The 21,883-nt window shown below is 41.1% G+C and carries 29 protein-coding genes and 2 riboswitches; of the genes, 18 read left to right on the top strand and 11 right to left on the bottom strand.

All coding sequences use genetic code 11. The features are described 5' to 3' along the window. Positions 1-7: 7 nt before the first annotated feature. Entirely contained in the window at positions 8-670 is a 663-nt protein-coding gene (locus tag ABE65_RS19590; RefSeq protein ID WP_066398731.1) for a DUF975 family protein, read from the bottom strand. Positions 671-791: 121 nt separating this feature from the next. Here ABE65_RS19590 and ABE65_RS19585 point away from each other — a divergent pair, with 121 nt between their 5' ends. Both ABE65_RS19585 and ABE65_RS19580 read left to right on the top strand, forming a co-directional pair. Continuing rightward, positions 792-1,208, top strand: coding sequence for a thiol-disulfide oxidoreductase DCC family protein (locus ABE65_RS19585; protein WP_231887831.1), 417 nt, complete (start codon positions 792-794; stop codon positions 1,206-1,208). 76 nt (positions 1,209-1,284) lie between these two features. Then, positions 1,285-2,232 carry a nucleoside hydrolase gene (locus ABE65_RS19580; RefSeq protein ID WP_066398729.1) on the top strand — a complete coding sequence of 316 codons (948 nt, stop codon included), beginning with the start codon at positions 1,285-1,287 and terminating at the stop codon, positions 2,230-2,232. Between the two features lie 141 nt (positions 2,233-2,373). Here the strand turns inward: ABE65_RS19580 and ABE65_RS21650 are convergent, their stop codons facing one another. Next, positions 2,374-2,544, bottom strand: coding sequence for an aspartyl-phosphate phosphatase Spo0E family protein (locus ABE65_RS21650; protein ID WP_082861519.1), 171 nt, complete (start codon positions 2,542-2,544; stop codon positions 2,374-2,376). A 255-nt stretch (positions 2,545-2,799) separates the two neighbouring features. Between ABE65_RS21650 and ABE65_RS19575 the strand changes: the two genes are divergently transcribed. Next, positions 2,800-4,773 carry a methyl-accepting chemotaxis protein gene (locus ABE65_RS19575; protein WP_066398727.1) on the top strand — a complete coding sequence of 658 codons (1,974 nt, stop codon included), beginning with the start codon at positions 2,800-2,802 and terminating at the stop codon, positions 4,771-4,773. A gap of 131 nt (positions 4,774-4,904) precedes the next feature. On the opposite strand, the gene ABE65_RS19570 is transcribed toward ABE65_RS19575, so the two are convergent. Further along, complete coding sequence (locus tag ABE65_RS19570; protein ID WP_197480325.1) at positions 4,905-5,411, bottom strand: transposase; 507 nt, start codon at positions 5,409-5,411, stop codon at positions 4,905-4,907. 389 nt (positions 5,412-5,800) lie between these two features. Between ABE65_RS19570 and ABE65_RS19565 the strand changes: the two genes are divergently transcribed. From ABE65_RS19565 to ABE65_RS19525, 10 genes are all read left to right on the top strand, one after another. Continuing rightward, positions 5,801-6,439, top strand: coding sequence for a spore coat protein (locus tag ABE65_RS19565; RefSeq protein WP_066400406.1), 639 nt, complete (start codon positions 5,801-5,803; stop codon positions 6,437-6,439). A 180-nt stretch (positions 6,440-6,619) separates the two neighbouring features. Beyond that, a complete protein-coding gene (locus tag ABE65_RS19560; RefSeq protein WP_066398726.1) occupies positions 6,620-6,913 on the top strand; it encodes a YhdT family protein in 294 nt (97 codons plus the stop codon). After that, entirely contained in the window at positions 6,910-8,349 is a 1,440-nt protein-coding gene (panF, locus tag ABE65_RS19555; protein WP_066398724.1) for a sodium/pantothenate symporter, read from the top strand. Before ABE65_RS19560 ends, panF begins: the two co-directional genes overlap by 4 nt. Before the next feature lie 188 nt (positions 8,350-8,537). Then, positions 8,538-8,620: riboswitch (cyclic di-GMP riboswitch) on the top strand. A gap of 33 nt (positions 8,621-8,653) precedes the next feature. Next, entirely contained in the window at positions 8,654-9,145 is a 492-nt protein-coding gene (locus tag ABE65_RS19550) for a hypothetical protein (protein ID WP_066398721.1), read from the top strand. 92 nt (positions 9,146-9,237) lie between these two features. Beyond that, entirely contained in the window at positions 9,238-9,972 is a 735-nt protein-coding gene (locus ABE65_RS19545; protein ID WP_066398719.1) for a YdcF family protein, read from the top strand. A gap of 15 nt (positions 9,973-9,987) precedes the next feature. Beyond that, entirely contained in the window at positions 9,988-10,164 is a 177-nt protein-coding gene (locus ABE65_RS22120; protein ID WP_171005575.1) for a hypothetical protein, read from the top strand. A gap of 138 nt (positions 10,165-10,302) precedes the next feature. Further along, positions 10,303-10,635: a PadR family transcriptional regulator gene (locus ABE65_RS19540; RefSeq protein WP_066398717.1), complete on the top strand. Its 333-nt coding sequence runs from the start codon at positions 10,303-10,305 to the stop codon at positions 10,633-10,635. Beyond that, positions 10,632-11,402, top strand: coding sequence for an HAAS domain-containing protein (locus ABE65_RS19535; protein WP_066398715.1), 771 nt, complete (start codon positions 10,632-10,634; stop codon positions 11,400-11,402). The genes ABE65_RS19540 and ABE65_RS19535 overlap by 4 nt, the downstream gene beginning before the upstream one ends. A 175-nt stretch (positions 11,403-11,577) precedes the next feature. Beyond that, entirely contained in the window at positions 11,578-12,462 is an 885-nt protein-coding gene (locus ABE65_RS19530; RefSeq protein ID WP_066398702.1) for an ATP-binding protein, read from the top strand. Positions 12,463-12,527: 65 nt separating this feature from the next. Next, entirely contained in the window at positions 12,528-14,459 is a 1,932-nt protein-coding gene (locus tag ABE65_RS19525) for a vWA domain-containing protein (protein WP_066398699.1), read from the top strand. Positions 14,460-14,511: 52 nt separating this feature from the next. On the opposite strand, the gene ABE65_RS19520 is transcribed toward ABE65_RS19525, so the two are convergent. After that, the gene (locus ABE65_RS19520) at positions 14,512-14,703 is read right to left on the bottom strand and encodes a hypothetical protein (protein ID WP_066398696.1); all 192 of its coding nucleotides are present in this window, start codon (positions 14,701-14,703) and stop codon (positions 14,512-14,514) included. A 175-nt stretch (positions 14,704-14,878) separates the two neighbouring features. Here ABE65_RS19520 and ABE65_RS19515 point away from each other — a divergent pair, with 175 nt between their 5' ends. Continuing rightward, a complete protein-coding gene (locus ABE65_RS19515; RefSeq protein ID WP_066398695.1) occupies positions 14,879-15,166 on the top strand; it encodes a hypothetical protein in 288 nt (95 codons plus the stop codon). A gap of 40 nt (positions 15,167-15,206) precedes the next feature. Here ABE65_RS19515 and ABE65_RS19510 read toward each other — a convergent pair whose 3' ends face one another. The 3 genes from ABE65_RS19510 to ABE65_RS19500 form a co-directional block, all read right to left on the bottom strand. Further along, on the bottom strand, positions 15,207-15,875 hold the full coding sequence (locus ABE65_RS19510; protein WP_066398692.1) for a sulfite oxidase-like oxidoreductase: 669 nt from the start codon (positions 15,873-15,875) through the stop codon (positions 15,207-15,209). A 102-nt stretch (positions 15,876-15,977) separates the two neighbouring features. After that, a riboswitch (SAM riboswitch) is annotated at positions 15,978-16,085 on the bottom strand. 63 nt (positions 16,086-16,148) lie between these two features. Continuing rightward, positions 16,149-16,364: a hypothetical protein gene (locus tag ABE65_RS19505; protein WP_066398690.1), complete on the bottom strand. Its 216-nt coding sequence runs from the start codon at positions 16,362-16,364 to the stop codon at positions 16,149-16,151. 185 nt (positions 16,365-16,549) lie between these two features. Next, positions 16,550-17,728 carry a S8 family peptidase gene (locus tag ABE65_RS19500; RefSeq protein WP_066398688.1) on the bottom strand — a complete coding sequence of 393 codons (1,179 nt, stop codon included), beginning with the start codon at positions 17,726-17,728 and terminating at the stop codon, positions 16,550-16,552. 331 nt (positions 17,729-18,059) lie between these two features. Here ABE65_RS19500 and ABE65_RS19495 point away from each other — a divergent pair, with 331 nt between their 5' ends. From ABE65_RS19495 to ABE65_RS19485, 3 genes are all read left to right on the top strand, one after another. Continuing rightward, on the top strand, positions 18,060-18,239 hold the full coding sequence (locus ABE65_RS19495; protein ID WP_066398687.1) for a carboxymuconolactone decarboxylase family protein: 180 nt from the start codon (positions 18,060-18,062) through the stop codon (positions 18,237-18,239). Between the two features lie 6 nt (positions 18,240-18,245). Beyond that, positions 18,246-18,506 carry a carboxymuconolactone decarboxylase family protein gene (locus tag ABE65_RS19490; protein ID WP_156499218.1) on the top strand — a complete coding sequence of 87 codons (261 nt, stop codon included), beginning with the start codon at positions 18,246-18,248 and terminating at the stop codon, positions 18,504-18,506. Between the two features lie 130 nt (positions 18,507-18,636). Further along, a complete protein-coding gene (locus ABE65_RS19485) occupies positions 18,637-19,134 on the top strand; it encodes a DUF1648 domain-containing protein (protein ID WP_066398685.1) in 498 nt (165 codons plus the stop codon). 269 nt (positions 19,135-19,403) lie between these two features. On the opposite strand, the gene ABE65_RS21645 is transcribed toward ABE65_RS19485, so the two are convergent. Further along, entirely contained in the window at positions 19,404-19,544 is a 141-nt protein-coding gene (locus ABE65_RS21645) for a YpzI family protein (protein WP_082861516.1), read from the bottom strand. A gap of 162 nt (positions 19,545-19,706) precedes the next feature. On the opposite strand from ABE65_RS21645, the gene ABE65_RS19480 reads away from it, so the two are divergent. Next, positions 19,707-20,321: a hypothetical protein gene (locus ABE65_RS19480; protein ID WP_066398677.1), complete on the top strand. Its 615-nt coding sequence runs from the start codon at positions 19,707-19,709 to the stop codon at positions 20,319-20,321. A gap of 84 nt (positions 20,322-20,405) precedes the next feature. Here ABE65_RS19480 and ABE65_RS19475 read toward each other — a convergent pair whose 3' ends face one another. From ABE65_RS19475 to ABE65_RS19465, 3 genes are all read right to left on the bottom strand, one after another. After that, on the bottom strand, positions 20,406-20,585 hold the full coding sequence (locus ABE65_RS19475; RefSeq protein WP_066398675.1) for a DUF2187 domain-containing protein: 180 nt from the start codon (positions 20,583-20,585) through the stop codon (positions 20,406-20,408). A 366-nt stretch (positions 20,586-20,951) separates the two neighbouring features. Beyond that, a complete protein-coding gene (locus ABE65_RS19470; protein WP_066398672.1) occupies positions 20,952-21,167 on the bottom strand; it encodes a DUF2922 domain-containing protein in 216 nt (71 codons plus the stop codon). Between the two features lie 41 nt (positions 21,168-21,208). Beyond that, positions 21,209-21,427 carry a DUF1659 domain-containing protein gene (locus ABE65_RS19465; RefSeq protein WP_066398669.1) on the bottom strand — a complete coding sequence of 73 codons (219 nt, stop codon included), beginning with the start codon at positions 21,425-21,427 and terminating at the stop codon, positions 21,209-21,211. Between the last annotated feature and the right edge of the window lie 456 nt (positions 21,428-21,883).

Here is a 21,883-nt window from a genome sequence, read left to right as displayed (position 1 = left end):
AATAGATTTATTCTGCTTGGTGTTTGTTAACAAGATTGTTGTAAAACGCAGCGTACGAAGCGCTCATGTATGGCGCGAGCCAAAAGAATCCGATGCCGAGTGATAAAATACAAAGAATCCCCCAGCCTAAAAAGCTTAGCTGTAAAACGAAAAATTTCCACTTATAGCCGTCCATCAGCTTGCGGCTTTTCTTGATCGCTGCGTTGATCCCGATATCGGGATGATCTTTTAGAACAAAGTATGTTTGCGAATAAGAGAACGCTTTAATGATTCCAGGAATGAGAAGAAGAAGAGACCACAAAATCAAGTACACCATCATCACGAGATAAGTGCCAAGTATTTTGATATACGTACTGATTTCAGAGAACGCTTGAAATAGGCTTGAAACGTTGATTTTTTCTCCCGTACGGATTAATGATAAAAAAGTCCACAGGTATCCAATATATAAAGGCAGCAAAACGAGTGTGATGATGAACGTGCTGGTTGTTGGTCCGTTAAGTTCGTCGGCCGGTTGGTTCAACCAAGCGCTCCAACCACCACTCAAATTCACTTCAATAATGAGTGGGATGAGGTAAAAGATGCTCGAGAACAACAACGTAAAAAATGCGGCAGTGCCCCATTGTCCTTTAAGCTGAAGACGAGCTTGCTGTTTAATTTCTTTATTTTTCATGATGTATCACCTTTCTGAAGTTGTCCTATGATATATACTACGGTTCAAAAGGCAGAAAGATGCGTTTTCTTGAAAAGAAATAGTAGACTAGAGGAAAGCGTTTGTTAGTGGAGGTCTGAGCGTGAAAAGTGCTGAAGAAATAACACCTGCTGTGCTTCTTTTTGATGGAGTATGTAATCTTTGTAACGGAAGCGTGCAATTTATTTTAAAACACGAAAAAAGTGAGACGTTGAAATTTTCGGCTATACAATCAGCAGCCGGACAAAAATTATTATTGCAGCACAACATAGATCCGGAGCAAACAAATTCCGTTATTTTAATCAATGATGGAGTGGTATATACAGAATCAGATGCTGTAGCAAAAGTTGCGGAGTTTCTGAAATTTCCATACAACACGGGGAAATATTTGAAAGTTGTACCTCGGCAGATTCGGAATGTTTTCTATAAAAAGGTCTCGAATAATCGGTATAAATGGTTCGGACAAAAAGAGAGTTGTATGATTCCCACACCTGACCTTCGAAATAGGTTTCTGCAATAGTTTTTAGCAGCAAACTTCATAAGTGTGCCGATCAACTAATAGAATAGAACAAATGCCTAAAAAGGGGAACTGCCCGATGGGACAAAAAGTTCTGTTCTTTGGTGATGCTGGAATCGACGATACGATCGCACTAGCTTATGCTTTTTTTAGCGATGAGATAGATATTGTTGGTGTTGTGGCGGACTATGGCAACGTATCAAGAGAACAAACGGTATCAAATGTGAAATTTATAGCCAAAACATTTAACTTTCCGGTGAATGTGAGAGTAATTGGTGGAGCAGAAGTTCCGATGACAGGCGAAAAACCAACGTTTTATCCAGACGTGCACGGCGTTTATGGATTAGGTCCAATTGATCCAGGTATATCTGAAGGATTCATTGAAAATTTTTTTGAAATTGTAAATTTGATCGAACAGTATCAAGATGATTTGATTATCGTTAATGCAGGAAGGCTAACTTCTCTGGCTACAATGTTTATATTGTTTCAGTCGCTAATGAAAAAAGTAAAAGCGTACTATATTATGGGTGGAGCGTTCTTAGTACCGGGAAACGTAACGCCAGTGTCGGAAGCGAATTTTTATGGAGATCCGATCGCGGTTAGAATCGTGTTAACGTACGCCAAAAACGTAACGATCATTCCGTTGAATGTTACGGATCGTGCCGTTGTCACTCCTGAGATGGTGAATTATATCGATTACAAAGGTAAGATGCCCATTCTAAAACCGATGCTCGATTTTTATTACAACTTTTACAAAAGTAGAAACCCAGATATTTTAGGAAGTCCGGTTCATGATGCGATTACGTTAATGGCTTGCATCAGAGAAGATATGTTCACGTATAAGACACTGCCCGTACATATCGTGCTTCAAAATGGCAATACGGCAAGAGGGCAGAGCATTGCCGATGTCAGACCTTATGCACCGTTTGGGGAGGAAGAAAAAAGACATCGCATCGCGTTTGATTTTGATTATAGTTATTTTTTCAGAGATTTTATGAGCATCATGACGGGAGAGACGTTTTCATAGCATTTTGATGGAAAGTCGAACAGTCGGAGGCAACAATTTTAATAGAAGGATGTTCAAAAGAAAGTTTCGTCATAATAAAAAACCGGTCGCCAAACAAAGCATTTGGACACCGGTTTAAATTTTAATAGATAGTTTATGAGATTACGCGCAATTTTTAATTTGGTCTAGTTTGTTTAGTTTTTCGTCTAAAATCTGGCTTAATTGAACAAGAAGCGGATCTGCAAGACTATTAACCTTTTTACTTACCTCATACATGGTCGTGCGAATGGCGTCTATCTCTGTAGTTAAGACAAGAGCATTGCTTCGGCTCATGGTCCATTCCCCCTCTAATATAATAACCACTTCTGCACCATTAATATCGGTAAATCTTGTAAATATTATATACCATATTTTGTGTCAAGTCTATTATTTTTTTACACATATAGGGGGACAGACCCCCTACAAATACACTTTTGCTCGTTTTGTACTACACCAATGGACAAGTTCTGCTCTATTTCTGTAAAACTTTGTAGCTTTCTGTCGATATACTTTTTGCTGTCTAGTAAAAAGTAACTGCAGGAGGAAAAAATGATTAATAAAAGTCTACAAAGGCAGATTCTTGTGCCTTTTATATTGCTTATTGTTATGACAGGAGTCGTAGTGAGCGGAGTTAGTTATATGTTCAGCAAGAAGACTACCATTGAAAATTCATCAGAGAATACATCTGAACGAATGCATGATCTAGATGAGACGCTCAATGGTTTTTTGAGAGATAACGCAAATTTTGTATCGGCATATGCAGATTCCGCTACGATTAAACTTCATGCAAAGGGAGATAGCCCGGATTATATCATCTCTAAGTTTGAAGACTATCATCTAGCGAATGAAGCGATCATGAACAGCTATTTCATTTCGGATGATAAGGAAGTGGTCATGTATCCGATTCCTGCATCACCGGTTGATGACATGACGTTAACGCCTTGGTATCAACAGGCAACGAAGGATCCTACTAAAGTGTTCTGGACAGATCCTTTTATCGATGAAGCGACAGATCGTCCGGTTGTAAAAGCTGTAAAAGCTGTTGAGTACAGCGGGAAAATCGTGGGAGTAACAGCGATTGATATCGCAGTAAATGATATCTTAACGCTAATGCAAGACGTGAAAATCGGGGATACCGGCTATGCTCTTCTCATCGATAATTCCGGGAATTATATGGTTCATCCAGATACAAAAAAGCTGGGAAAAAGCGCTACACAAGAATCTTTTTATAAGGACATTACTAAAAAAGAAGGCACGTTAACTACAAAGATCAGCGGTGAAGAGAGAGTAGTAAGCTATACGAAGAACGATACAACCGGATGGAAACTAGCCGGAACTGTCGCGCTGAGTGAGTTCGAGGAAAAGGCTACTGTGATTCTTTTACCGATCGGGATCGCGCTACTGGTCACTCTTATAGTGGCGGCCATTATTTCGGTGTTCGTTTCAAGAAGAATTACAGTACCGGTGAACCAACTGAAGAACGCGATGCATGAGATAAGAAATGGAAATCTACAGGCGAGCGTTTCTATACAAAGAAAAGATGAGATCGGTGAACTGGCTGCAAGCTTTGATGATATGTCTAACCAGATGCGAACGTTGATCAGAGAGATGGCTCAGATTACTGATCATGTAACAGACGCGTCTCAAACGGTCGTTGCGAGTGCAGAAGAAAATTCAGCTTCCGCACAAGAAGTGTCAACAACGATGCAGCAGATTGCAGCAGGCTCTTCTCATCAAGCAGAGCTGATGGATCAAAATGCAAAAGCGGCCAATGTGCTGGCTGAGCGTATCGGTACCGTTCATGCGCATGGCGAAAGAATTGAAGAAGCAACAAAACAAATGAATGAACAATCATTAAACGGTGTGAAAAAGGTAAGCGTGCTAAAAGAGAAATCTCTGATGACAACAGAAATGACGAGAGAGATGATTTCTTCTATTAAAAAACTAGATGAAACATCTGGCAGCGTTCAACAAATCGTTCTAACGATCAGCGATATAGCCAATCAAACCAATTTGCTAGCATTAAACGCAGCCATCGAGGCAGCTAGAGCTGGAGAGTCGGGCAGAGGCTTTGCGGTCGTTGCGGATGAAGTAAGAAAGCTGGCAGAGCAAACCGAGCTTTCTTTAAAAGATATCAGCGCATTGATCACGGATATGCAGCAAGTAACGGAAAACACCGTCGGACAAGTTCAAGAAGCTGCCGCTCTCATTCTTTCTCAAAGCGAAGCGGTTGAAGAGACAGAGCAAAGCTTTACTGCGATCTCTACTGCAGTTAAAGGGAACGCAGCAGCATTAAAAGACGTGATTCAGTCTGTTGACGAAATGACGATGCAAAAGGATGTACTTCTTGAGAATGCGTCGCATATCTTGGCGATCACGCAAGAAACAGCGGCTGGAACAGAAGAAGTTTCCGCATCTGCAGAACAGCAATCAGCTTCGATGGAGCAGTTGAATCATCTGGCTGATCAACTTGAGCAGTACGCTGAACAGATGCGCAACCACGTCCAGCGGTTCACCTTTTAAGGGGTCTGACCCCACACAATTACATTTTTGCCGTTTTTGTCTTTTCCAAAAAGACAAAAACGGCTTTTTTCTTTGCTAGTACTGACTTTTGAAAAAGGAAAGTGTGTAGTTATACATTTAGTTTAAAGGGTTTAAAGCTCAACAACAGGGGTAATCTTGCTCTCAACATAATCTCGGTACTGAGATTTCGAATGGTTAAACTGCTCAAGAAGGGTTGAGGTGTGTACAAAAGGGCACACCGATGGGGTTACATAATAGCGGTAACTGCTCCACTGATATTCTAAAGGGTACATGACCAGGTCGGCAGAAACAGGATTCAAATGAATGTAGCGGCTAGTATCTAATAAATGTGAACGATCTTCGATCAATTCTGCTCCATAACGACCTTGAAACACATGACCAGTTAGTTCGTATTTTTTGTTAAAGTACATCGCATACGTTTCGTTTAATTCTTTCATGAAATCTCCAGGTGGTGACTTGCTACATAAAATTTGTAAGTGAGTGTGGTTTGTCATGAGGCAATACGAGAAGAGCTCGACTTCGTGCTTTTTAACACAGTGACTCAAAATCTTTAAATAACGATGGAAATCCAAGTGGGAATAAAAAAGAGGTTCCCTGCGATTTCCGCGAGTAGTCACATGATAAACAGCATCCGGATACCAAATGCGAGGGGATCTAGGAATGGTTTTCACCTCCTTTCAATCGTATCTTCATTATAAGGGTTAAAACTAAATCTGGGAAATGGGGACTGACCCCAAAAAATTTATTTCCCTTGCTGTTTTTAAGCAAAACCCCTTTAACTGTTTTAAAATGCAAACGGTTCGAAACTTTTCTTTTCAGAAAGTCACCTTTTTCGCGAATAGCCCCTCTTAAAAAATGTCGAACTTCGTCTCTTCTTTAGAGTTTCTATCATATTTCCTCGGAAATTATTAAAAAAGAGAATAGAGTATTCCTTTCTACATACAATAACCCCGTATTTTATAAATCGGAGGTATGTATGATGAATCAAGATTCAAATCAACAAAACATGAATCCTCAATCAGGGAACACCAATCCTGAATTTAACCATCTAAACATGCAGACTGGTCAAGTGCCAGCCCAGATGAACCATGGCGGCCATGAGATGTTTGATGTTCATGAGATGTTAAGCGGCATTGTAGGAACTTTAAACTTATATACACTTTGTAAAGGGCATGTCCAGGACCCTGAGCTTAAAACGATGCTCAATCGTCATTATCAGCACATTACAAAAGAATATAACGCGTGTGTTCAAGCTTTTCAGACAGGAAAAGATCCAGCAATGCGTACAGAATCTTACAAGATGGCTCAAGATAATGATTTTGTATATGGCTTGAAGCCTGCTCAACCGGTTAAACCTATTCAAATCGTTACAGAATTAAACGATCAATCGGTATCATCTCTAATTCTAGGAACATTAAAATCGAATGCTTCGCTAAGAGGAATGGCGACACTCGAAGTTACAAATCCAGTGCTTAGACGAGTATTAGCAGATGGGATTCCAAACTGGATCGAGATGGCCTATGAATTATCGATCTGGCAGAATAAGAATCATTATTATCAGGTTCCTCAACTAAACCAACAAGATATGACGAGCATGCTTGGTGCATATGCTCCATCCACTCAAGCACAGCCGCCACTTCAATAAAGAAGACTTAACGAGTACCTAAAAGGTGCTCGTTTTTACTTTTACACAGGTTAAAACAGGGATATCATGAAAAGAAATAGAAAATTTCATAAAGTTGAAAGGACTCGACAACAAGAAACGAATTTGCCATAGTTATGAGTGGACTTATATTTTGTACTGAAACTCCAGGGGGTTAAGGAAATGAAAAAGGGAACAGACTGGCGGTATCGAGTATCGAATAGAGAAGCTGTCATGGGTACCGTGCTTGCCATTTTGAACTTTATCTGGTGGTATGCGTTCGCTTACGGCCTAGGCGGACGTCCTATTAAAGAATACACATACATACTTGGATTTCCAGCATGGTTTTTTTATAGCTGTATCGTAGGATTTGTTGTTTTCACCATTTTAGTTTGGATTATGGTGAAGTTTTTCTTTATAGAGGTTCCATTTGAACTTGATGAAACGAACGAGGATGGGGAGGGAGATGTCCGATGAATTGGGATGTGATTCTTCCTTTAGCTTTCTTTTTGATCTCCGTTTTTTTAGTAGGTATCTATACATCTCGGCACATTAAAAGTGGACCGTCGTTTTTACAAGATTACTTTTTAGCAGGCAGAGAACTGGGAGGTTTTGTGCTTGCGATGACGATGGTCGCAACATACGGAAGTGCTTCGAGCTTTATCGGCGGACCTGGTGCGGCCTATCAATTAGGCCTAGGTTGGGTGCTGCTCGCAATGGCGCAGCTTGTGACAGGCTATTTCACACTTGCGGTACTTGGTAAAAAGTTTGCAATCGTTGCAAGAAAGATCAACGCCGTTACATTGATTGATTTTCTAAAAGCACGTTATGAGAGCAAGTGGGTCGTTATTCTATCAGCACTGAGTATTGTTGTTTTCCTATTCTCTGCAATGGCCGCTCAATGGGTGGGCGGTGGACGGTTGATCGAATCGTTTACCGGTGTTTCCTACACAACAGCACTTTTCATTTTCTCTGGCTCTGTGCTCGTGTACGTGATTGCAGGTGGTTTCCGAGCTGTTGTAATTACTGATGCGATACAAGGAGTTGTAATGGTAATCGGAACAGTCATCATATTGGCCGGTACGATTCTCGCGGGCGGTGGAATCGAAAACATCATGGGTGAATTAAGAGCGGAGAATCCGAACTTAATCACGCCTTATGGCTCGGATCAATCGCTAACACCTCTTTACGTATCATCGTTTTGGATCTTGGTAGGTGTCGGGGTGGTAGGGTTGCCGCAAATTTCGGTAAGAGCAATGAGCTATCGAAATGCAAAGGCGATGCATCGAGCGATGATCATCGGAACGTTCGTTGTAGGTTTCATCATGCTGGGTATGCATCTAGCGGGTGTGTTCGGAAGAGTGGTGTTACCTGGAATCGAAGTGCCAGATAAAGTCATGCCTCTCTTAGCACTAGAAGTATTGCCAGGCTGGTTAGCCGGTATCGTATTGGCAGCGCCTTTAGCGGCCGTCATGTCGACCGTTGACTCTGTGCTCTTACTCGTAAGTTCTGCGATTATTAAAGATGTATACATCAATTACATCAAACCAGATGCTGAAGAACAATTTGTAAAGAAATTGAGCTTTGGAATAACGGCAGTAGTCGGACTAAGCGTATTCGCCATGGCGATCAACCCGCCTGATTTATTGATCTGGCTGAATCTATTCGCGTTCGGTGGATTAGAAGCTGCCTTCATATGGCCGATCGTATTGGGGCTATATTGGAAAAGAGGAAACGCTAATGGAGCGATTGCTTCTTTAATCGTTGGAGTAGGTTCCTATATGTTCCTACATCTGAATTATCCTAACCTTTGGGGCATGCACACAGTAGTGCTTCCGATCGTGCTTTCCTTGATTGCTTACATTGTGGGGAGTTTCACAAAGGGGGTCAGACCCCATACAAATACATTCTAGAAGCCAATGTCCACGCACAGTGGACATTGGCTTCTTTCATTTATTTCTTTCATTCAATGTTTCTTTCCGCTACATCCCCATTACCTTTCTACAATAAAATACTGAAAAAACAATTTATAGTAATATCTTACTAATTACCCATTTACAGTGAATATGACCGGTGTTAATTTTATATCAGAATATAATTAGATAAGTGTGGGGCTGTGAAGGTTATTCTGTATGTGGGCGCTTGGAATAACTGAAGCTAGTAGCGCAACCGACCGCTTTCTTTATTTGTTCTTAGATAAAGGAAGGGGTATTTAACATGGAAATTTCACGTAAAGAAAAATTCAGCACGAAGAAAAAGACAGCTAAGAAATGGCCGAAAATTGTTTTAGCGACAACGTTCGCACTTGGTGTAGGTACGACATCTGCGTATGCGGCAAATCCGAATCTTGCAAACGACTTATATAATAAGATTATGGAATTTACGTATCAATCTGAGATTGAGAGTGAGTTAAACAAAGAGAAGAATGACTTGCTCAAAAATGTGAACGTAGCAGTAAAAGGAATCGTTGCGGATGCCAAGAAAGATTTGGATTCTAACAAAGAAAAGATCATTCAAGACAAGAAAAAAGAACTTGAAAATCACTATAAACAAGAATTAGCAGAGATTACGAAAAGAAAGAACGAAGCCGTTAATAAAAAAACAGAGAACATGAACACTGATGCAACACGTTCTTCTGAGCAAAAAAAGGCCGACATCTCTTCAGCCATTCAAAAAGAAATCCAAGAGTCTGACATAAACAAAAAATAATAACTTTTACAAAGAGCGGAATCTTCATTCTCCGCTCTTTTCCTTTTTCTGATATCCTAGAATATAGAAAATCTATGAACGGAGATAACACTATGAAAAAACTATTCTTAACGCTCGGGATCCTCTTTGCTGTATATGCAACGGCCATGCTTATCCAAACGACTAACATGGATATGGGACTTGCGGTTTTTTTCTTGTTAGGTGCTCTTTTTCTTGTCCTTTTTTTCCGCTACAACTCAGCTATGAAACTATTTAACACGTACAAAAAAACGACGCTGACCGTATTAATCGTAACCATCCTTTTTGCAGCAACGCTAGAAACTCTTATTCTTACATCTGCTAACACAGACCCTGAGAAGGTTTCTTCCAAGATAGATTCGATCCTCGTACTTGGTGGAGGAACGAAGAATAATCGTCCGGGTGCCGTTCTAAAAGGTCGGCTAGATCAAGCGCTCACCTATGCAAAAAAACATCCAGATGTTACGTTCATCGTCAGCGGTGGTCTTGGATTTGGTAAAACGACGAGTGAAGGATCTATAATGAAAAACTATCTCGTCGAAAATGGGATTAAAGCAGATTCCATTCAGATTGAGGAAAAAGCAACGAGTACATACGAAAATCTTTTATATACCAAAAAGATGATTCAACCAGACGACCAGCTGCTCATTGTAACGAGTGATTTCCACCTTTTTCGAACAAAGATGATCGCTAAGCGGGTTGGTATTGAAGCAGAAGGGCTTGGCTCGCCGTTGAGAATTTCTTCTGTTCCACAAGCTCACGTTAGAGAATATATGGCGATCATTAAAAGTTATTTTACTGACAGATAGAGGAGGGCGGCTTTCATGAACAAAAATAAGTATCATTGTTGTGCGACATGTATCAATTTCAAGCCTGAAAAAACGAATCAAGGGATGCGCTATCACTGCGTGCGTCTTGGATATGAGACGAAACCAGACTATCAGTTTAATTGTTGGGAGCCGAAACCACATGTGGTGGAGCTCATGAATAAGGAAAAATAATTTTTGGAACAAATTAACACAAATACCTTGCATTACAAGTTAGTGCCGCATATACTAATGGTATATCTTGTTATGCAAGACATTCTTTTTTATCTATAACCCTTGTAATACAAGATAGTGAAAATGAGGTGTAGCCACATGTCGAACACTCAGATGTTAAAAGGAATTCTCGACGGCTGTCTTTTAGCCATCATCAACGAAGGTGAAGTTTATGGCTATGAGTTAGCCGAAAAGCTGGAATCATACGGCTTTCAACAGACGAGTGAAGGAACAATCTATCCTTTGCTCATACGCATGCAAAAAGAGAAGCTCGTTACCACGACGTTGAAGAAATCAACGGCGGGACCAAGGCGCAAATATTATTCGCTTACCCCTAAAGGTGAGGAAGAACTTCAAGCATTTATTGAGAGATGGAACCAACTAAGCCATTCGGTCGATCACATATTACAAAAGAGAGGAAGCAAAAAATGAGTGCGCTAAAACATACCTTAACAGCTGAAAGCCAGGATTTCTTAGATAATCTTAGACTCTATTTATTTTCGAGTGGAAAAAAAGACGAAGAGGTAAAAGAGATCGTAGAAGAGTTGGAAGATCATCTGATCGAAGCGGAAAAGCGCGGAAAATCTGTCTCTCACATCATCGGACATTCGCCAAAAGCATATATGGAGCAGCTTTCAAGTGAAATGTCATTTGATTTCAAATGGCTTTCTTACTTGCCGATCATCGTTCTCGGTGTTTTCGCCTATGTTTTGCTAGGCGATTCGATAAGAGGAGGCGTTCAGTACACGTTGCTTCAAGTGATCGGTTATCCGGCGGTTTGTATCATCCTTGTACTTTTCTATTTAAGAATGTTCAAATTCTTAGCGAGCACGAAACTTTCAAAAACAAAAACGATCATCACCACATTGATCTTAGGAATCTTACCGATTTTGTTCTTTTTAGGTCTTATGTTTGCAAACGATATGTATAAAACTTCCGTTGTTATAAAGCTAGGAGCAACAGGAAACATTATCGCGGCGCTCCTTGCTATCGCCATCTTTATAGGAATCGCTTTATGGAGTAAAACCTGGTTCACAATCGTCATTCCAGCCATGATTTTTCTACCAGAATTTTTAATCAGTCTCACTTCATTTGACAAAGAAACGAAAGCCATTTTAACAATAAGTGCATTGTTTGTAACGCTGATTATCTATAACGTGTATACGTTTAAAAAAGCGAAAAAAGAGAACCGAATCTAAATGATCGGTTCTTTCTTCTGAGTAAAATATGGTTACCAAACAACGTACTTGCACTGAAAAAGCTTACAATGTTACATTGTGTAAGGCTTTACACAGCAAATAAGTGGAAATACTGTTGAAAGATGAAGTGATTTTTTAACAAAATAAAATCACTGATAGAGAAAGGAAATTTGATATGAATCTCCAACTTCCGAATGAAATAAAAGAAAAACTGCAGCAAGATGCAGCCAAACGACTAGAAAATTTATCAAATGAATATAAAGAATTAATTGGGAAGCCAGGTTATACAGCACCTGACACAGCGTTGATTGAGGATGCAGTCATTGCACTGGCTCTTGGTAAAAATGTTCTGTTGAAAGGACCGACGGGATCTGGAAAGACCAAACTAGCAGAGCTTCTTTCAAACGTGTTCGGACAACCTTTGCATCAAGTCAACGCCTCGGTCGATCTTGATGCTGAAGCGCTTCTTGGTCATAAGACGTTAAGTTATAGCGAGGGTAAACAAGAGATCGAGTTCATTCCTGGGCCAGTTACAAGAGCTGCGGCAAACGGCCATTTTCTCTATATCGATGAGATCAACATCGCAAAACCAGAAACGCTGCCGATTCTAAACGGAATGCTCGATTACCGCCGTACGATTGCTAACCCGTTCACAGGTGAAGTGGTAAAAGCACAGCCTGGTTTCAATGTTATCGCAGCGATTAACGAGGGGTACATCGGGACGGTACCTTTAAACGAGGCATTAAAAAACCGCTTTGTCGTGATTGAAGTGCCTTACATTCAAGGTGATACGTTAAAAGAAATGCTCGAGAATCAATCTCAGCAAAAAGACGAAGAGGTACTATCCAAATTTGTTCAGTTGTCGTCTGACTTGATCGGTCAAGCAAAAGCCGGCCATCTGTCTGAGGATGCAGCATCCATCCGTGCGTTACTAGATGCAGCAGACCTTTCCGTATATCTGCCGGCAAAGCGTGCTATTCAGCGAGCGATCGCAGATAAGCTCGAAGATGCGCGCGAACGCGCCCTCGTTGCCAACGTAGCCGCAACCCTGTTCGCGTAAGCTGGGAAATGGGGTCAGACCCCATACAATTTATTTCCCACGACGATTTTGGAGGTTTTCCCTAGATGAAATTCCTAGTATTTGCGGATACGAAGATCGATTCATTTGTTCATATGCAACTGATCGATCTTTCCCGCTCACTCTCAAAAGTGGATAAAATGGACGTTTCGTTCTCGTACCACTCGTACCTCGAGCGAAGCAGCGGTATCACACACGTTAGTCAGTTCTGGAATCCGTACCCGCGCGATATTCAGCTGGAAGGCTGGAAATCGGATGTTTATTTGCGCAGCTATGGAACTCAGTTTCACACGGACGACCACGTGATCTGGGACACTTTGAACAAGCTGAAATCCCATCCTCACCGGGAATTTCTTAAACAAGTCCTTCTTTTTGCAGAAGACTATCGGTTAGAGCAGATATGTGTGAACGGCCGACCCGGGATGATGCATGCGTTCAAGCTGCGAAAAGAGACGTTTCAGGTTCACTACAACCGTGAGTACCGAAAGCATATTCAACAAAAGCGTACACTTGATGCGCTTTTTTGCCATATTATCCTTTTAGCGAACAAACGATTTGTAGCTGTGCCACAAGAAACGCAAGAACTCTACCAAGAACTGCGATCACTTTTAACAAAACTTACAACGGCAAAATCGACTGAAGATATCGCGGCAATCATTACCGAAATGGCTGCTATCACACAAAAACATTTAAACTTAAACGATATGAAAACTGCATACCGAAGTTTCAGCGATCAGTCGCAGCAAAGCAAAACAACTGGTGAGAGCGAACAAAATTTTGACGATCTCACACGCAACAACGAAACCCAAACAAAGAAAACGATCACCAAAGACGAGGATTCAGACAAAGACAAAGACGATAAAGAAAAAGAATCTCATTCCTCTTGGCATGATGAAACATCTGATCCGCAAGACTCATTCTTACAGATGGATCTTGACCAAGGGACCAACACAGATCTGTTAGGAGAAGGTGCGAGGGAAGCGGAGAGTGGTGACGCGGTGTTCGGCTCGGTTCAAACGAGCGCTAAACGTACAGACAACAACGACTTTGACACTCAAAACGAACATGAAGCCGAAACCGATAACAACCAGAGTGGTTCGGACTCTGCAAACCACTTCCCATACGGAGAAGTGAACAAGAACGTAACTGAGCATTTCTTGCCAGCGAAACCGGCAACACTCGACGAAATCGCGCAATACGACGAATACAACCAAGAGATCGCACCATTCGTTTCGCAGTTGAAACAAAACTTTTTAAAAACGATGGAGCACAAACGAACAGCACCGAGAGAAGATCTGCACTTTGGAAGACTCGGAAAGAAGCTTACAAGACTTGCAACCGATAAGAACCCGAGACTTTTTAGAAAAAAGCAAGAATCTCAACAAGAACTCGACACGACGTTCACGCTCCTCGTCGATTGCTCGGCGTCTATGTTCAACAAGATGGAAGAGACGCAAAAAGGAATCGTGCTGTTTCATGAAACGTTAAAAGCTCTTCGGATTCCGCATTCTGTCGTTGGATTTTGGGAAGATGCAGCAGATGCTTCAACTAACGATCAGCCGAATTATTTTCATGAAGTGATTTCGTACCGAAACTCTTTGCATCAATCGGGAGCACCGATCATTCAGCTTGAACCGCAAGAAGATAACCGTGATGGGTATTCCATCCGACGTATGGGAGAAGAGTTGGCAAAGCGACCAGAGCAGCAAAAGATTCTGCTCGTTTTCTCAGACGGTGAACCTGCGGCTTTTGATTATGAATCGCATGGAGTACTCGATACACACGAAGCGGTCACTCGTACACGAAAGCTTGGGATCGAAACGATCGGTATGTTCATCGCGAACGGAGAGATCACAGAGGAAGAAGAGAAGTTGATGCAGAACATTTATGGACCGCAAAACGTAGTTGTGCCAAGTGCTTCAGAGCTTGTCGACTATCTGATGCCGGTCCTTCGTAAGCTGCTTTTTAAATCGCTATAAAACGTCAAAACGCCTAGGGCAGGAAACCCCCAGGCGTTTTTTTATGTATGTATCAATACTCCAATAGCTTCAGCCAAGCAAAGATCACTCCAACAAACCCTGTGTAGCTAAAGATTCGAACAGACCATTCTGGCAGTGCGTTTCGAAGCAGACTTGCGCATATACCAACCACAATAATAGCTGCGAGTAAGATATAAATGGATATAATATCGAACGGAATCCGAAAAGACAGCCAGTTTTCCATTGCTAAACCTCCCCTAATATAAATAATATCGGTCAAAATGCCTGTACATTAAGAAATAAGTTGCAGTAAATCTCAAAGGCACCAAAATTAGAATGAGCTTTAAAAAGGACTAAGGGAACCCGAACTAGGGCAAACGCATATGGTATTGTAGAACCGGGTGTAAGGAGTGAATGGTTTGAATCAGCGTGTAGTAGATGTTGTTTTAGCAGAGGCACAAGCAGAATACTTAGCGAACAATAAAATCCCTGCAACTTTTTTAGCAGAACTCGACTTACTTGCAGCAACTCTTACAACTGCAGGTGATTTACTCGCAACTTTGAGCGCTGCCATCGCGCTTAAACAGATTTACATTGAGGAAGCACAAGCGCAAATAGACCAGCAAAATCAAGAGACACAAATGAAAGAAATTCAAGATCAAATTACAGATCTCAAAAACGAAGTCAAAATGTTGAGGGGAAAATAATAAGAATCACTTTTCCCCTCCTTTTTTTTATAATCTAAAATCAATCATACTCTTTCTTTTTCCACTCATCTTCAGGCATCTCGAATTCATCGCTCGAAAATCGTTCCTCTTTAAATGGATCGCCATACATATGAAAGCCGTTCTGCTCCCAAAAGCCTGGCTGATCCTCTTCTAAGAACTGAAACTTGCGAATCCACTTTGCACTTTTCCAAAAGTAAAGGTGCGGAACAATAAGGCGAAGCGGAAATCCATGCTTTTCCGTTAAAGGCTTGCCATCAAACGAGTGCGCGAGAATCACATCGTCTCGCAATAGATCTTGTAGCGGAACATTCGTCGTATAATCGTAATCGGCGTGGACCATCACATACTTTGCTTTAGAATCCACATCAAAATGCTTTAAAAAGTCCGTAAATTTAACACCTTCAAACGCATTGTCGAACCGTGACCATCTTGTCACACAGTGAATGTCACGAACTACTGTCGTTTGAGGCATCTTCATGATGTCTTCAAAACTAAATTCGACACGTTTTCCTACGAGTCCTTCTACAGATAACGACCATTTTTTCATATCGTAAACAGGAACGTCCCCTTCATGAAGAATGGGGAACTTTTTTGTTTCAACCTGGCCAGGGGGCAAGCGATCTTCTAACTTTCCATCGACTTGTGGGACACGCATCTTTTTAATGCGGTCTGCTTTGTTAAGGTCCATACATAACATCCTTTCTATACTTTGGTTGATTTCTGCTTGAAGTAGCAAAATAAAAAAACGCCCTCTTTAATAAAAAAGAGGACGAATGGTTGTGTTCACATCCTCTTATCTTTCAGTCTGTAAAACTGTTAGATGTAGCACCGTGCCTAACAAAATAGGTGGTTGCCGGGCTTCATAGGGCTAATTCCCTCCGCCTGCTCGAAATAAGAGACCGAATAATCGGCTAAAAACGATATGTAAGTTACAACTATTATACATTCAGGACATGAAAAATCAACTTAAAATGAGATTAGAAACGAAAGACATCTCACGAGAAATGCCAAGATACAGAACGACCACTCCAAAAAGCGCAGTGCTGATCAAGAAAAAGTATACGATTTTTTCTTCCGCTTCTTTTTCACTCTGCCTTTTTTCTGATTCAGTCGACTCACTCTTGCCGGAACCTTGAGACGTTTTTTTCTTTTGCTTACTCTTACCGAACCCAAACATAGCTGAACTCCTCCGCTTCTTACAGATGTTTCTGTTAACAGTTTTTCATGAAAAAGGAGGTTTTAAACCGTACACGGTACATTTATAGAAGGGTATCGTAGTTAGCATCTATGAAAAAGTGAAAATAAAAAACCTCTAGAAGTTATAAACACTAACTTCCAGAGGCTTGGGAACATTTTTTAAAATTATTGTTGAACAGCCGCCGCTGCATTCACACGGCCGTTTTGGAACTGACTGCCTGTTCCAGACACAGGATCAGCTGTGTTTTCAAGCGCTGCTCGGATTTGAGAAGCACTTTTGCCTTGAGCCGCAAGAAGTCCTGCTACACCCGCAACAACTGGTGATGCCATAGACGTTCCTGAGAAACTCGCATACTGATTATTAGGCGTTGTGGAATAGATGTTAACACCTGGCGCTGCGATATCAACCCACGAACCGTAGTTTGAGAATGAAGCTTTACGGTCGTTTTGATCAGTAGCAGCAACTGCGATCGCGTTCGTGTAATAAGCTGGATAGCTAGGAGAAGATACCCCTTCATTTCCTGCAGCAGCGATGACTACAGAACCTTTGCCCCATGCATAATCAACAGCAGATTGAAGCGTTTGAGTGCCGCCAGCTCCACCAAGACTTAGATTGATAACTTGTGCCCCTTGATCAGCTGCGTAACGAATACCTTGAGCGACGTCATCGAGTGATCCACTTCCGTTCGCATCAAGAACACGAACCGCTAGAATAGAAGCTTTTGGGGCAAGACCCGCGATTCCTACACCATTATTTGTGTTCGCAGCCGCGATACCTGCAACGTGTGTACCGTGCTCGTTCTCATCCAATGGATCGTTATCGTCATCTACATAGTCGGCACCTTTAATCACTTTACCTGCAAGATCAGGGTGGTTGTAGTCAACACCTGTATCGATTACTGCAATTTTTACAGAGGAAGAGCTCTGTGTCGTATCCCAAGCTTGCTCAGCTCCTACTTTTTGTGGTGCGTATTGCTGACTTTGATAAGCAGAATCGTTTGGTACATAGCTTGCATGGAACGTTAAGTTTGGTTCTGCATACTCAACAGAGTCAAGATTTTCATAGTTCTTGAGCGCATCTGCCACACTACCGTCTACCTTCACGACTGTAAAATCTTTCGTTACTTCAACTACTTTACCGCCAAGCTGTGAAACTTTTTTTTCTGTATTGACTGCTGCTGAAACCGTATCTTTAAAATGGACAATAATTTCTTGTGAAGCAGCCTTTGTTGCAGCCGGTGTAAAAGAAGCTTTAGATACCTCAGAATTTGCAGCAGATGCTGGAAGTGCTAATGACACCAGTAGTGGTAATGTTGCGGCAGTCGCCACGAAACGCTTTAACATAAAAATCACTCCTCTGTTGTAATTACCAAGCGAGCTTGGCTCCGATGGTAAGGAATTCAACAATTTTCAACAAAACCCTTTAATGCTATTCGAAAATAATGATTATTTACCAAAAGACTACAATATAAGAGAAGATATTACTACGAGTAATTCTGAGTTCGTATGACCAATTCATTATCTTAAAATAAAAATTGGGTAGGTGATAAGACTCAAATTCGACAGAAAGCTCATTCCGTTTTCAGTCTTCTAAACAGAAACATAGGATTGAGTGGAAGAATGATGTAAGGTAAAAGAGAGTAAAAAAGAAATTTTTTGAGGAGGAGGAATATAAGTGGCACGTTTACCAGAAGTAGATGTTGAAGGAACACCATTTAAGAAAACCCTTGCGAACGCACCAGGAATCCTAGATGCTTTTCAGCAGATGGATAAAGCGCTGAATGACATACTTGAGCCTGGACTCATGGAACTGCTCCGCTTACGAGCGGCCTCAAACAACGGGTGCGATTACTGACAAAGCATGGATTACGGGACTCTGGATGAGTCTTCTAGACAAGCGGCCATGAAAAAAGAGAACAAAGCAGGGTTATCAGCACGCGAAAAGTTAGCTCTCGAGCTCGCTGATCACATCATGGCGTATCACGGACAACTGCCAGATGAACTATACAACCGACTGAAGCAACATTTTTCAAAAGAAGAAATCATTGCGCTATTCTTCCAGATCGGTAGCAAAAACGGAGCCAATTGGTTCATAATCGCGATGGGGATAGTAAACGAATAGAAATATTAAACGTCCAGATCGACATTGCGATCTGGACGTTGTTTTATGTACCATTCAACAATGACAATGAAATACGAAACTTTTTAAATGAAAAAAACGTATTGAGCAGGTAGAGGAGGCTGAAAAGAATATGTATGAAGGTCGACCAAAGCTTAATATACCAAGAACTTGGTTAGAAAACTTTTTAGATATTGCATCCATCGCCTTACTTATTATGGGAACCATGAGCTTGATCTCAGAGTGGGCAGCGATCCCAGACACTGTACCTACCCATTTTAATGCAGCCGGAGATCCAGATGGCTGGGGAAGTAAGAGCAACCTCTGGATTTTAACCATCATGGGAGTTGTAACATGGTTACTGCTTACCGTGTTAGAAAAATATCCACACATCTACAACTACTTTAATCTAACGGAAGAAAACGTTGAAAGACAGTACAAAAATGCGCGCATGATGATCAATGTGATGAAAAATGAAATCTTACTGTTTTTCGTATACATGACTTGGGCATGTTCGAAAGTGGCTAAAGGAGTCAGTGAAGGATTAAGTGTATGGGTACTACCCATTTTTATCGTGGGAATCACCGGTTCGATCGCATTTTTCATTGTGCGATCAATTAAATGGAAATAAAGAAGAGGACAAACTTCATTTTAGAAGTTGGTTCTCTTTTTTTGTGTTTTTCATTAGGACATATTTATGAGATGTATATTCCAGATGGATAAAATTCAACTATAATTCGGTAATGTAAATTAATTTCACGGATAAGACTCATAATTTCACGGTAATTCGTTTTAATTTCCCGGATAAAATTTTTTATCGAAAGTTCGACACATGACCACAATCTCTGATACTAAAAAGAGCAACTCATTTCCTTTAATGAGCTGCTCGCCAAGTATTAATTACTGATCTTGATGATTGCGCGCACGCGCTTCATCAGGACCTTCCATTTTCGTTGCTCCAGAATATTTCAAGTCTTGATCACGGTCAGATTCAACGCGTCCAGACTCGCGTAACTTCTTCTCCTGTCTGTCTTTTCCCATAGTGAAACCCTCCAATCACAGTAGATTTTCATTAGTATGAGAACTAACTGAAACTTTTATGTAAAACCGGAAGATATCCAGAAAAAGCCTACCCAAACGTTTAGCTTTTAGAGAAAAGGGAATCCCCTAACTACGAAAAAAATTAATCAAGGAGGACTTAAAATGGTACAAAGTGTAAACACTACAAACGGATATGAAAACGGCATGTATCCTGATGATGCTTACGGTACAGCGCAAAGAGGGCGAGTGGCAGACCCACAAAAAAGCAAGCTCCTGACAGGAATCATAATTGGCGGTATCGTTGGTGGGGCACTTGCCTTGATTGATTACAATACGCGGTCAAAAGTGAAGAATACAGCGGTAGGGTTCAAGGATAGTTCTAGCAAGATGATTACTGAGGTCAAACAAAATCCAGGTGAAGTGAAAGATCAGATGATCAGCCAGTTCAAATCGGCTAGCACCACCTTAAAAGATGCGATTAATGATGCGCAAACGCTATATGAACGTCTCAATAAAGACGTATTCGGTAACATCAACACGCTAAAAGAGATCTCAAGCGATGTGCTTTCAACGGCAAAAGAAACAAAAGGCGAACTTGGCAATATCGGTTCAAAATTAAAAGAAGCAGGTACAGAAATTGTCGAGAATCCAATTGGAAATGACAAGTTGCACGACTATTCCACTGGGTCAGCGCAAGAAACGACTTACACAAGAGAAAACGATTCAAACGTCGTTTCAGTAGGCGTGACTTCACAAAATAATCGAAAAAACTTATAAAAAGCGAAAAAACAGCTCTCTGTGTTGATGCAGAGAGCTGTTTTTGATTTCAGTTTTAAACAATAAACTTCTATATAATAAGTTCTAGCTATTTATGATCTGTCTAATATCATTCAAACGAACAACTTGCTTCGCATCTTCAAAATGCTCCGAATAGTTTTCTGTTACGGAAAAGTCCACAACAGCGGTGTTGGTCAACAATGAAGTAATTTCTCCTTTTAAGCCGTCGAATGTTTCAATAATATCACCGATTTTAAATTCCATGCCTTTTCCTCCAACGTAATTAATGTTTGTACTATTTTACCATAATTGTGACACATTTTCCTTTTATTTTTAAAAACTTCTATTTGTTAAGTATTATAGCGAAAGCATATGAGCATTTCCATTAAAGCGCTTTAATGCAGCGCTTCCAAAATCAGCTAATTGGCATTGAAATTTTGGCGGTTTACCGGTTATCCAAAAGTTATCCACAATAATGCGAATTATTTCACCTTATAAAATAAAGCTATCCACTGATTTATCCACATTATCCACATTATTCACAGAAAGAAAAATCCATCCTCTGAATAATTCCTTCAGAAGATGGATATTACGGTTGCTTTTTGTTAGCTCTTTTTAAAAAGTTTGTTCTTAGAGTTCGATCTCGCTCACTTCACGATCAACAATACGCGCACCTTTTTTGCTCGTATAGTTTCCGCCCGAAGAAGTGAAGATGTTTTGTGCGATTACCGTGTCCATCGCTGCATTTACAGCTGCAGGATCAACCGGTTCGATCGGAGCATCCAGACGGATGGTTACCGTTTTGTTCTCTTGGTTAAGAAACTGCAATTCAAGCACTTTGGCCATTGAAATCCCTCCTTTCTTCTATATTTTCCGCGCTTCTACTCTTAAGAGTGGATCGCGAAGGAATCGTTTCGCTTAATCATCACAAGTGGATACACTTGAAGTCCTGATAATGCGTTTGCTACCGCATAAAGCTGGTCAGGTGTCGAAGTGGTTTTAACATTAGCGAAGTTCTTATACTTCACCACCGGCTTGTTGTCTGCATCCAAACCACCATCAAGCTCCAAACGCATCGCTGAATCAATCAAAGCTGCTGTCGCCATGTGCCTCACCTCCTTTCACATCATAAGTTCCAGAAAGAAGTGAAAAGGAGCCATGCGCTAAAAACTTTTTTAAATGGCTATCGATCAGATCTACTTTATGCAGATACAAATCATTAAAAGTAGAGGGGGAGTGCTTTCTAACTAAGAGGGTACTCTCCAAAACCTGCATCAATGACAAGTTGATTGAAGTGTAGGGTGTGAGACTCCTGCGGGACAAGCGGTCAGGTGAGACACTTAAGGGCGCAAAGCGGCAGTCCGAAAAGTGGAAGTGACTCTTCCAGACCCGACAAGCAAAAGGTGAATGGCCAGGAAGGCGCACTTTGCCTTTTTGACCATTCAACTTTTGACCTCGAGGGGCTAGTCACTGCAACTAGACAGGAGGCTCACCGCCTGCCCCGCGGAAAGCGAGCAACCTGTAACGGAAATCAACCACCCTCAAACCGACGAAGCATAACC

Origin of the sequence: Fictibacillus phosphorivorans (assembly GCF_001629705.1) — a bacterium.
Classification (GTDB): Bacteria; Bacillota; Bacilli; order Bacillales; family Fictibacillaceae; genus Fictibacillus; species Fictibacillus phosphorivorans_A.
The sequence above is the reverse complement of the archived record's forward strand: the minus strand, read 5'-3'. Positions and strand labels throughout refer to the sequence as shown.

What these genes read in the sequence shown, in the direction of transcription:
- ABE65_RS19490 (WP_156499218.1), top strand. Translation starts at nt 18,246, where the DNA reads ATGGATTACGGGACTCTGGATGAGTCTTCTAGACAAGCGGCCATGAAA.
- ABE65_RS19505 (WP_066398690.1), bottom strand. Translation starts at nt 16,364, where the DNA reads ATGTTTGGGTTCGGTAAGAGTAAGCAAAAGAAAAAAACGTCTCAAGGT.
- ABE65_RS19530 (WP_066398702.1), top strand. Translation starts at nt 11,578, where the DNA reads ATGAATCTCCAACTTCCGAATGAAATAAAAGAAAAACTGCAGCAAGAT.
- ABE65_RS19560 (WP_066398726.1), top strand. Translation starts at nt 6,620, where the DNA reads ATGAAAAAGGGAACAGACTGGCGGTATCGAGTATCGAATAGAGAAGCT.
- ABE65_RS19575 (WP_066398727.1), top strand. Translation starts at nt 2,800, where the DNA reads ATGATTAATAAAAGTCTACAAAGGCAGATTCTTGTGCCTTTTATATTG.
- ABE65_RS19465 (WP_066398669.1), bottom strand. Translation starts at nt 21,427, where the DNA reads ATGGCGACAGCAGCTTTGATTGATTCAGCGATGCGTTTGGAGCTTGAT.
- ABE65_RS19565 (WP_066400406.1), top strand. Translation starts at nt 5,801, where the DNA reads ATGAATCCTCAATCAGGGAACACCAATCCTGAATTTAACCATCTAAAC.
- ABE65_RS19520 (WP_066398696.1), bottom strand. Translation starts at nt 14,703, where the DNA reads ATGGAAAACTGGCTGTCTTTTCGGATTCCGTTCGATATTATATCCATT.
- ABE65_RS19480 (WP_066398677.1), top strand. Translation starts at nt 19,707, where the DNA reads ATGGTACAAAGTGTAAACACTACAAACGGATATGAAAACGGCATGTAT.
- ABE65_RS21645 (WP_082861516.1), bottom strand. Translation starts at nt 19,544, where the DNA reads ATGGGAAAAGACAGACAGGAGAAGAAGTTACGCGAGTCTGGACGCGTT.
- ABE65_RS19545 (WP_066398719.1), top strand. Translation starts at nt 9,238, where the DNA reads ATGAAAAAACTATTCTTAACGCTCGGGATCCTCTTTGCTGTATATGCA.
- ABE65_RS22120 (WP_171005575.1), top strand. Translation starts at nt 9,988, where the DNA reads ATGAACAAAAATAAGTATCATTGTTGTGCGACATGTATCAATTTCAAG.
- ABE65_RS19500 (WP_066398688.1), bottom strand. Translation starts at nt 17,728, where the DNA reads ATGTTAAAGCGTTTCGTGGCGACTGCCGCAACATTACCACTACTGGTG.
- ABE65_RS19540 (WP_066398717.1), top strand. Translation starts at nt 10,303, where the DNA reads ATGTCGAACACTCAGATGTTAAAAGGAATTCTCGACGGCTGTCTTTTA.
- ABE65_RS19535 (WP_066398715.1), top strand. Translation starts at nt 10,632, where the DNA reads ATGAGTGCGCTAAAACATACCTTAACAGCTGAAAGCCAGGATTTCTTA.
- ABE65_RS21650 (WP_082861519.1), bottom strand. Translation starts at nt 2,544, where the DNA reads ATGAGCCGAAGCAATGCTCTTGTCTTAACTACAGAGATAGACGCCATT.
- ABE65_RS19470 (WP_066398672.1), bottom strand. Translation starts at nt 21,167, where the DNA reads ATGGCCAAAGTGCTTGAATTGCAGTTTCTTAACCAAGAGAACAAAACG.
- ABE65_RS19475 (WP_066398675.1), bottom strand. Translation starts at nt 20,585, where the DNA reads ATGGAATTTAAAATCGGTGATATTATTGAAACATTCGACGGCTTAAAA.
- ABE65_RS19580 (WP_066398729.1), top strand. Translation starts at nt 1,285, where the DNA reads ATGGGACAAAAAGTTCTGTTCTTTGGTGATGCTGGAATCGACGATACG.
- ABE65_RS19590 (WP_066398731.1), bottom strand. Translation starts at nt 670, where the DNA reads ATGAAAAATAAAGAAATTAAACAGCAAGCTCGTCTTCAGCTTAAAGGA.
- ABE65_RS19525 (WP_066398699.1), top strand. Translation starts at nt 12,528, where the DNA reads ATGAAATTCCTAGTATTTGCGGATACGAAGATCGATTCATTTGTTCAT.
- panF (WP_066398724.1), top strand. Translation starts at nt 6,910, where the DNA reads ATGAATTGGGATGTGATTCTTCCTTTAGCTTTCTTTTTGATCTCCGTT.
- ABE65_RS19510 (WP_066398692.1), bottom strand. Translation starts at nt 15,875, where the DNA reads ATGGACCTTAACAAAGCAGACCGCATTAAAAAGATGCGTGTCCCACAA.
- ABE65_RS19485 (WP_066398685.1), top strand. Translation starts at nt 18,637, where the DNA reads ATGTATGAAGGTCGACCAAAGCTTAATATACCAAGAACTTGGTTAGAA.
- ABE65_RS19550 (WP_066398721.1), top strand. Translation starts at nt 8,654, where the DNA reads ATGGAAATTTCACGTAAAGAAAAATTCAGCACGAAGAAAAAGACAGCT.